Origin of the sequence: Parafilimonas sp. (assembly GCF_047606085.1) — a bacterium.
GTDB lineage: Bacteria > Bacteroidota > Bacteroidia > Chitinophagales > Chitinophagaceae > Parafilimonas.
Genome location: NZ_JASGEX010000012.1, coordinates 1 through 8737, shown reverse-complemented (window position 1 = coordinate 8737; position 8737 = coordinate 1). Strand labels below are relative to the sequence as shown.

The window sequence follows — 8737 nt, the reverse complement described above, 5'->3', positions numbered from 1 at the left end:
CTTTAGCCTAGGTTTTCCAGACAATAATGATAAATAACCTGCCATGCCATTTTATTTCTTTTCACACAACAGAAAGATTAAAATAAGTTTCTTTGCACCCGTCTGAGGTATTCGTCAGCACAATTGTACTTACAAAACAGCCTGGAATTAACTGCCCATTTACATGAAAAAGATTGTTTTTCTGGCCGGCTTTATTATTTGCACTGCCAGACTTTTTGCAAATGATACATTGATATTTTCGATTCGGAATCCCTATTGGGCCATAAAAAGCATGGGCGGAAATTATATCCGCAAGGTGATACCAACGGCCGACAGTGGTTTTTTTACGCTTGATTATAACGGAAGCAGCCTGGTGGCCAGTGGCTTTTACAGGGATACAGGCTTTGAAATAAAAATTTACACGCACTATTTTTATAATTCCGGCAAAGGTTTCCTGCAGGAAATAAAATGTTATGATGAAATGGGCAGCCTTACGCTGCATGCTGAAATGAATAAGCACAGCGACACTATCTGGCGCCAAACATTTAATGATGATGTGGTAACCAGCGCCAGGCTCTTCCCGGAGAATGAAGCAGACCGCACCATCTTTTTCTCCATGCAAAAGCCTGCCGTATTTCCAGGCGGTATAGTGGCATGGCGAACGTATGTTTCTTCTAACCTTCGCTATCCCAAAGAGGCCATTAAAAAGAAAGCAGCGGGAAGTGTGCTGGTTGAATTTACGGTATCAAAAGAAGGAAAAGTAGCCAATGCAAAAGCCATTCAGTCTTCAAATGCCTTATTGAATGCAGAAGCTGTGCGGCTTATAAAAAATTCACCCGGCTGGATCCCGGCCGAGGAGAACGGCAGCAGGGTAAACACTGTACAGCGGCGGTCTGTTATGTTCAGGTTGTGAAGTGTTGAAAGAATTAAAACCTTAAATGCCTTACCGTTTCCTCCTTGTTGATCAATTGTTTCAGGCTGTCAATACCTATATTCAGGTGCCGCTGCACATATTGCTCTGTAATTTTTTTATCGCTTTCACTTGTTTTCACACCTTCGGGTATCATCGGCTGGTCACTTACCAGCAACAAAGCGCCGGTGGGTATTTTATTGTAAAAGCCCACCATGAATATAGTGGCCGTTTCCATATCAATGGCATAAGCGCGAATTTTAGCGAGGTATTTTTTAAACTCATCATCATGTTCCCACACGCGCCTGTTGGTGGTATAAACGGTGCCCGTCCAGTAATCAATTCCATAATCCCTGATGGTGGTTGAAATAGCTTTCTGCAGGGCAAAAGCAGGCAAGGCCGGCACTTCAGGCGGAAAGTAATCGTTGGATGTTCCCTCTCCCCTTATAGCTGCAATCGGCAGTATAAGATCGCCAAGTTTATTGCGTTTTTTCAGGCCGCCGCATTTGCCTAAAAATAAAACGGCTTTGGGGCTGATGGCCGATAACAGATCCATTATTGTTGCCGCTCCGGGCGAGCCCATTCCAAAATTGATGATCGTGATTTTATCTGCTGTGGCGCACTGAAAAGGTTTATCAATTCCTGTAACTTCTGTATTGAAAATATCGGCAAAACTTTTTACATAATTACTGAAATTGGTAAGCAGTATGTATTGCCCGAAATCTTTTAAAGACTGGCCGGTGTAGCGGGGCAGCCAGTTATCAACTATTTGCTGTTTCGATGTCATGCACAAAATTAATGGTAAGTAAAGTTGCGTGTATTATTTTTTAGCGCAACAAAACTTATTGTATGCGCAAAACACCAGCGAAAATAAAACTTAGCCCAGGTTGTGAAAAATGGCATTTTTGAATTCAACCGACATTAGAAAAAGGCCATCGGGCGATACTGAAAAATCTGCAGCGGCAGGGTCTTGCGCTTCAAAAATATCAGAAAGGTCAGCGATGGTTTTATCGTGTTTTGAGAGCTTAAGCATGGTGCCAGCAAGGCCTTTAACCATGCCGCGTAAAAACCTGTCGGCCTTTACTTCATATCGCCATATATCATCTTCAAAAACCCATCTTGAATATTCAATATGGCATCTGAAGGTTTTAACCTGCGTTTTCTTTTTGGAGAAGGAAGTAAAATCGTTGAATGTGGTGATGGAGGTAGCCAGTTCCTGCAGCAAATTTATATCGGCCTTAAAAGGGTAATAATAAGCCCGGTTAAAATAGAAAGGGTTTTTAAAGCGGGTTATGTAATAATGATAGGTTCTTGAAGTTGCATCAAAACGGCAATGCGCTTCGGGTTTAACTTCAATAATATTCTTTACAACTATATCGTAAGGCAATATGGCATTAAGGCTGTAAACAGCTTTATTGCTTATTTCAGCATCGGCATCAAAGTGAAAGAAATTTTGTTTGGCGTGCACGCCTGCATCTGTGCGGGATGAGCCTGTTAATTCAAATTCCTGCCCGAAGAAAATCTTTAAGGCGCGGGAAACCTCCGTCTGTATTGTATTGCCATTCTGCTGCACCTGGAAGCCGCTGTAGCGCGTTCCCATATAAGCCACTTCAATAAAATAACGGGGCATAATCTGCAGCTTGTTTTAGTGCAGCATAGCTGCAAAGCGTTTTTTATAATAAGGATCCAGTATCTGGGTTTCCAGTGTTGCGTAATTGCCGTAATCATACACATACTTATACAGGGAATCATATAAATTATAACGGCCATCATCACTTGAAAGCAGGCTTCCAAGCGCTTTTACCTGGTCTGTTGAGATGCATTTTTTGCTTACCGATTTTACGGCATATTTAACCATGGCATCATCATTATCCTGTGAGAACATTTTGCGTTTAAGCTTATTCAGGTCTTCATCAGAAAGCATGTTATCACAGCCCTGCCTTGTTGCAGCAGTATTATGTGTAGTTGCATTGTTTTCTGATGGGGTTGCTTCCGTATGTGTTTCAACCGGCGTTGTGGCTGCTTTGTTTGTTTCAGCATTATAAAAAGGGTTTGAAACGTCTGCTGTTGTTTTCTCTGAGCCTTTGGCAGAAGGTTTATCCGTATCAAGAAAAACAGGCTCGCCTGCTTTTGCTTCCTGTTTTGTTTCAGCAGGGCTTGTATCCTGGGAAGCAGCCGTAGCAAAGGAATCCTGTGTTGCCGCGTTGCCCGTATCATTAGCTGCCGTCACTTCACCGGCACGTTCCGTGCCTTTGGGCTCTGTTGGAATAAAAACGCTGATGGTATCGCTGCCGGGTTGCGAATTATCAACAAACAACATATTCGTTCCGGTGTCTGCTTTTAACTCGCCGATTTTTTCAGGCTGGGCGGATGCTGTGCCGGTTGTGGCAGGTACAACAGCCGGCGTTGTTTCAGTAGTACTGGCTGCATCAACCACCGGTTTTTCTGTTGCAGGTGCGGGTGTTGCGGCAATTGGTTTTGTAAGGGTCGAATCGCTTACCACATCAGAAAGCATATTGCCGAAAGCATTATCGCTGCCTGCGTGTGCTGTGCCGCTGGCTATTGATTGCTGGGTTTGCATATTTTCAAGCGCCCACCCGTTGCTGCCGTTTTTAAGATAATAGCCTGCATCTTTTTTATTAACAGCGCAGGTAAAAGACTGGTCGGGAAATTTGTTTAAAGGAAAGCTCACCGTAAACTTATATTCGCCATCATCAAGTTTTGGGATGATAATATATCCGTAATCAGAAGAACTAAACACTTTGCCATTCATAACAATTGCAAACGGCTGCCTGTCTTCGCTCTGTACATAAATAAAATGTTTTTGCTGTGTTTTGGCAGCAAAACAAATCATGCAGAAAAAAAATAAAAATCCTGAAATTTTTAAGGAATACTTCATGATATGCTGTTTATACAATGCTGTTGTGCTTACAAAACTAATGTAAAATAGCCCTGCTGCATATATGATGCCAATGCCCGTTAGCATATTTTAACCATTTTTACATTTACTACATAGCTGCTTCGCCTTTACTTTTGCACACTTAAAAAAGCCTTTGCTGCATTTTAACCTGTTAAGAATAACAAAATAAAATTCATGAAACCGGGCATGATAATTTTTTCTCACACAGGGGAATGTACATAGCGAGGTTCTCCCGAAGCAAGTTCGGGACAGGCATGAGGCTATTAAAAAAAACAAATATGCGCGAATGAAAAAATCTCTTTTAATTTTTTTTCTGCTTGCAGGCATTGAAACTTTTGCCCAAAGCGATTCGATACAAACCGATTCATCCTGGAAAAACATATACAGGGGTGAAGCTGCAAAAGTGAATAATCTTGTCCATACAAAGCTTGATGTGCGGTTTGATTATACTAAATCTTATATGTATGGCAGGGAATGGCTTACGGCGCAGCCTCATTTTTATCCAACGGATTCATTAACGCTTGATGCCAAAGGCATGAACATTAACGAAGTTGCCTTGTTTGCAAATGGAAAAAAAACGCCGTTGAAGTATTCGTACGACAGTATGTTCCTTCGCATCAAATTAAATAAAACCTATAAGGCTGATGAAAATTATACGGTGTATATAGACTATGTTTCGAAGCCGGATGAATGGCGCGAAAAAGGAAGCGCTGCCATCACCGATGCAAAGGGCTTGTATTTTATAAACCCGCTGGGCAAAGATTCAGCTAAGGCAACCGAAATATGGACGCAGGGTGAAACCGAGCATAACTCTGTATGGATGCCCACAATTGATAAGCCTAACCAGAAGTTAACCGACGAAATTTCCATGACGGTGCCGGATAAATATGTAACGCTTAGCAACGGCCTTCTTGTAAATAAAAAGAAAAACAGCGATGGCACCCGTACCGATACCTGGAAGATGGATATGCCGCAATCGCCTTACCTGTTTTTTATGGGCGTGGGCGATTACAGCATAGTTAAAGACAGTTATAAAGGAAAGGAAGTGGCGTATTATGTAGAGAAAGAATATGAGCCCGTAGCCCGCGGCATTTTCGGGCACACGCCGGAAATGATTAAATTCTATTCTGAGAAATTAGGGATAGATTTTCCCTGGCAGAAATACGACCAGATAGTGGGCCGCGACTATGTGAGCGGCGCTATGGAAAACACCACCTCAACATTGCACGGCGATGGCGCTTACCAGAATGCCCGCGAATTAAAAGATGGCAATGCATGGGAAGATGTGATTGCGCATGAATTATTCCATCAATGGTTTGGCGACCTGGTTACCTGCGAAAGCTGGAGCAACTTAACCATGAACGAAAGCTTTGCCGATTTTAGCGAAACGCTGTGGAATGAATACAAGTATGGAAAAGATAAGGGCGATGAAACCAATTATACCGCCATGCAAAACTATCTTAACAGCGGCAGCGAAGATAAAACGCTGGTGCGTTTTCACTATGCCGATAAAGAAGATATGTTTGATGATGTAAGCTATGCAAAAGGCGGCCGCATTTTAAACATGCTGCGCAACTATGTGGGCGATAACGCCTTCTTTGCATCGCTGCATACATACCTTACCGATAATAAATTTAAAACCGGCGAAGCGCAGCAACTGCGCCTGGCTTTTGAAAGTGTAACAGGCCAGGATTTAAACTGGTTCTGGAACGAATGGTATTATGGCGCCGGCCATCCTGTGCTGGATATTAACTATGTATATAACGATTCGGCGCATAAGGTGAATGTGATTGTGGAACAAAACCAAACGCAGCAAATTTTTAAGATGCCTGTGTATATTGATATGTATAACGGCCCCAATAAAGTTCGCCACCAGGTTTGGATTCAGAACCAGGTGGACACATTCACTTTCAGCTATACAACAAAGCCCGATCTTATAAATTTTGATGGCGATAAAACCTTGCTTTGCGAAAAGATAGATCATAAAACAGATGATAACTTCAGGGCGCAATTGAAATATGCACCTTTGTATGCAGACCGCCGCGAAGCATTGCAATACTTTGCCGATAAAAACATGACAAAAGATTTAAGCCTTGGCCTTAATGATGCCTATTACGGCATAAGAAGCTTTACGCTCGACAGGCTTGGCGAAGTGGAAGGCGCAATGAAAGACACAGCATTGCAGCAATCTTTTGTACATATTGCCCAAACTGAAACCGATAATAAAACAAAGGCAAAAGCCTTAACCCTGCTGGCCTCAGTGGCCAGCCCTGCATACAAGCCGTTGTTTGAAAAAGGCATTAATGATTCATCTTACAGTGTTGCCGGCGCATCGCTTATTGGCTTAAGCAACCTCGATCCTTCCGGTTCCTATGCGCTTGCAGCCAAATATGCGCAGGATGCAAGGGGCGATTTGAATGAAATTGTAACCACTATATTTATGTTAACCGGAAAGCCGGACGATTATAATATAATCGCTTCAAAATATGAAGCATTGCCCACCCAGTCTAAATTGAATCTTACCACGTATTTCTGCAATTATCTTTCAAAACTGGGCGATGAACAAAATATAAAAGATGGCGTTGATAAAGTGGTTGCTTTCAGGAATAAAATACCATCTGCCTACAAAGAAAATTTATATCCTGTTATTAATGGCGCCCTGCAAAAGATTGGCGTGGCAAAGGGCGGCAATGTGCAGGCTTATGTGGATAATGCCATAAAAGAATAGCATTATTGGGAAACGGGTTTGTGGGATGGTTATAAATAAAACACGTTATGAGTGATTTTATGGAAGACCGGGATTTTAATGCGGAAGCATGCCGGCATTTAACGTTTGCGCAAAACAGTTTTGAAAATTGCAGCTTCCATAACGCAGACATGTCAGGGGCTGATTTTTCTGAAGCCATATTTATAGACTGCAGGTTTATAAACTGCAATCTAAGCCTTGTTCAGTTGCAGGGAACTAATTTCAGGGATGTGCAGTTTGAAGGCTGCAAAATGCTTGGCCTTTTGTTTACTGACTGCAACAGGTTTGGCGTTGCCGTTGGTTTTGATAACTGCGTGCTGAATAACGCATCTTTTTATAAATTAAAAATCAAAAAAACGGTTTTTAAAAACTGCCGGCTGCAGGAAGTTGATTTTACGGAGTGCGATGCAACAGGCGCTGTTTTTACGGAATGCAATTTGCTGGATGCAAAGTTTGAAAATACCCTGCTTGAAAAAGCCGATTTAAGAACGTCGTATAATTATTCCATCAATCCTGAGCTTAATAAAATAAAGCAGGCTAAATTTTCATTGGCCGGGGTTGCCGGTTTATTAAGCAGGTATAATATCATTATTGAGTAAAGTTGTTACTACATGGAAGCATACACCTCGCGGTAGCCCTGCGCCATTTGATCTATGCTGAAATTTGATTGCAGCAGATTATAAGAAGCTTCTCCATGGGCAAGCAATAACTCATGGTTATTAACATACTGGTTTATAAAATCTATTGCCTGGGCGGGATAACTGAACAGGAACCCGTTAAGCCCGTTTTCCACAAGATCTTTATTGCCCGGGCAGCCTGTAAGCAATAAAGGAAGCCGCATGCTCATGGCTTCAAGCACGGCGTAGGAGAGGCCTTCCCACAGCGCGGTAGAAATATAGAGATCGCCTGCAAGCAGTTTTTTTTCTACTTCAGTTTTCTCAAGCCACCCGGTGATTGTTATGTTTGGTGAAGAAAGCATATACCGCTCGCCGCCATCGCCAATCCATACAAATTTTATTCTATCGTTATCGGTAAAAGCGGATGCGATTGTATTGAATAAAGCCGGGTTTTTTTGCCGCATGGCGCGGGCGGTGGTTACGACTGTAAACGTATTGCCGGGCGCTTTTTTTGGGGGCGATTGCGGAAATGATTTACCGTTGTTTACATAGCTTGCGCGAATGCCAATTTGCTTATAAGCATCTGCCTCCGACCTGGAAACGCCTACTACCCTGGCCGGAAAAATGCTTGCAGCTTTTTCAACGGCGGCAAAAGCTGCCCGGGCAAGAGCGGGAACATCTTTGCGCAGAAAACTTGCGCCATGCGGCGTGTAAATAACTTTTTTATGGTTGGTTTGCCTGGCGGCGATTCTGCCGAGAATGCCCGCTTTGGCCGAATGCAGGTGTATGATATCAACCTGCTGCATGTTTTTTAAAATTTTAATTAAATGCCTTAACGCGCTCAGGTCGCTGCGGGGCGAGATATTGGTGTTCACTTCGGGCCAGGCTATAAATGTAATGGAGGAAGGAAAGGTTTTGCCGGCTTTATCATATATATGATGGCGCCCGTAAACAATAGTATGCTGCACATCGGGCAGGCTGCCGGTGAGGCACCTTAAAAATTCCAGCACGCCCGCTTCAAAGGCTTCGGTAATGTGCACCACGCTCATCATAGGCCAAAATTTTTAAGCCGTTCAGCCATTACAATATTAAGAAACTGTTTGAAAATTTAATTTTTTACGGGCGCATTTCAAATTTTCGCTCTGTTCATAAATTTACGGTTGGTGAAACGCCCACCGGTAGCGGGTTCTGCAGGCGGGTGTTGCCACCCGCCTGCGAAAATTTGAAATGCGCCTGATTTTTCTTTTTTTCATTTATTCATATTATATTTGATGTATCAGCCAGACTTTTTAATTATCCCGGCTTACCATATACTATAAACACCATTTCCTCACACAAAAAACACTAACCATGGCACGCTTAATTATTCCCGACGACTTTACCAGTCAGCTTACCTTGCTTAACAACATTATTGCCCAAAACACGGCGCTGGGCGTTGCCAGCCCGCTCACTGCATTCCTGGCGCAGCAAAATATTGTGCCGGCAAACGATGCGGCCACCGGCGCAGCGGCCCAAACGCACGATGCCAGCCGCGGCCTGCTTAAAAAGCAAAGCGAAAACTACCG

8 protein-coding genes are annotated in these 8737 nt (G+C 43.0%); 4 read left to right on the top strand and 4 right to left on the bottom strand.

Going from position 1 to position 8737, the window contains the following annotated elements:
* The first annotated feature begins 271 nt into the window (after positions 1–271).
* Complete coding sequence (locus tag QM629_RS01425; protein ID WP_415156440.1) at positions 272–892, top strand: energy transducer TonB; 621 nt, start codon at positions 272–274, stop codon at positions 890–892.
* Positions 893–905: 13 nt separating this feature from the next.
* On the opposite strand, the gene QM629_RS01420 is transcribed toward QM629_RS01425, so the two are convergent.
* From QM629_RS01420 to QM629_RS01410, 3 genes are all read right to left on the bottom strand, one after another.
* Complete coding sequence (locus QM629_RS01420) at positions 906–1676, bottom strand: AMP nucleosidase (protein WP_415156438.1); 771 nt, start codon at positions 1674–1676, stop codon at positions 906–908.
* 90 nt (positions 1677–1766) lie between these two features.
* Positions 1767–2519: a tRNA pseudouridine(38-40) synthase TruA gene (truA, locus tag QM629_RS01415; RefSeq protein WP_415156436.1), complete on the bottom strand. Its 753-nt coding sequence runs from the start codon at positions 2517–2519 to the stop codon at positions 1767–1769.
* Positions 2520–2534: 15 nt separating this feature from the next.
* The gene (locus tag QM629_RS01410; RefSeq protein ID WP_415156434.1) at positions 2535–3788 is read right to left on the bottom strand and encodes a DUF4476 domain-containing protein; all 1254 of its coding nucleotides are present in this window, start codon (positions 3786–3788) and stop codon (positions 2535–2537) included.
* 307 nt (positions 3789–4095) lie between these two features.
* On the opposite strand from QM629_RS01410, the gene QM629_RS01405 reads away from it, so the two are divergent.
* Positions 4096–6537, top strand: coding sequence for a M1 family metallopeptidase (locus tag QM629_RS01405; RefSeq protein ID WP_415156433.1), 2442 nt, complete (start codon positions 4096–4098; stop codon positions 6535–6537).
* Positions 6538–6584: 47 nt separating this feature from the next.
* On the top strand, positions 6585–7154 hold the full coding sequence (locus tag QM629_RS01400) for a pentapeptide repeat-containing protein (RefSeq protein ID WP_415156431.1): 570 nt from the start codon (positions 6585–6587) through the stop codon (positions 7152–7154).
* Positions 7155–7162: 8 nt separating this feature from the next.
* Here QM629_RS01400 and QM629_RS01395 read toward each other — a convergent pair whose 3' ends face one another.
* Positions 7163–8224: a glycosyltransferase gene (locus QM629_RS01395; protein ID WP_415156429.1), complete on the bottom strand. Its 1062-nt coding sequence runs from the start codon at positions 8222–8224 to the stop codon at positions 7163–7165.
* A gap of 298 nt (positions 8225–8522) precedes the next feature.
* Here QM629_RS01395 and QM629_RS01390 point away from each other — a divergent pair.
* The coding region (locus tag QM629_RS01390) for a hypothetical protein (RefSeq protein ID WP_415156427.1) at positions 8523–8737 on the top strand (215 nt) is incomplete at its 3' end.